Origin of the sequence: Flavobacterium sp. ARAG 55.4 (assembly GCF_051846875.1) — a bacterium.
GTDB classification, from domain to species: domain Bacteria; phylum Bacteroidota; class Bacteroidia; order Flavobacteriales; family Flavobacteriaceae; genus Flavobacterium; species Flavobacterium plantiphilum.
Map to the genome: position 1 here is coordinate 1 of NZ_JBPYCT010000043.1, position 564 is coordinate 564.

General features: G+C 36.9%; 1 tRNA gene. It reads left to right on the plus strand.

Annotated features, from left to right (window positions below):
- Nucleotides 1-74 (plus strand) — tRNA-Asp (locus ACSV4D_RS18110).
- Nucleotides 75-564 lie beyond the last annotated feature (490 nt).

The following is a 564-nucleotide window of genomic DNA, read 5'->3' on the forward strand; positions in this document are numbered from 1 at the left end:
GGTTTGGTAGTTCAGTTGGTTAGAATACATGCCTGTCACGCATGGGGTCGCGGGTTCGAGTCCCGTCCAGACCGCAATATTGGGAAAGCCTTTCGTAACAGAAAGGCTTTTTTTTCCACTATACGGTATTTAAAGCTAGTTGTGTTGTTTGGTTAGCCTTTGTAACGCTAACCGCGGTTTAGTAGTTAGACCAATGAAAAGCTTTTCACTTAATTGTGAATGGCTTTTTTGATTTAAAGGCATTTTTGTTCTAAAATACTTTTAGACTTGATCCCTTTTAATCCCTCCTTTTTTTAATAAAATCAAATTATTTATAATTGGTATAAAGCATGCCTGTCATCTCGTCTTTTGGGACGAGACGGGGTCGGAGCCTTTTTGTTTTAAAGACTTTTAAGCATTTTTCTTAGGATTTAGTGATGAAAAAAATATTTGTATTCTTTTTATTTCTCACTTGTTTTTAAATAAAATTATATTGTATATTTGCACTCGCAATAAAGCAGAGGTTTGGTAGTTCAGTTGGTTAGAATACATGCCTGTCACGCATGGGGTCGCGGGTTCGAGTCC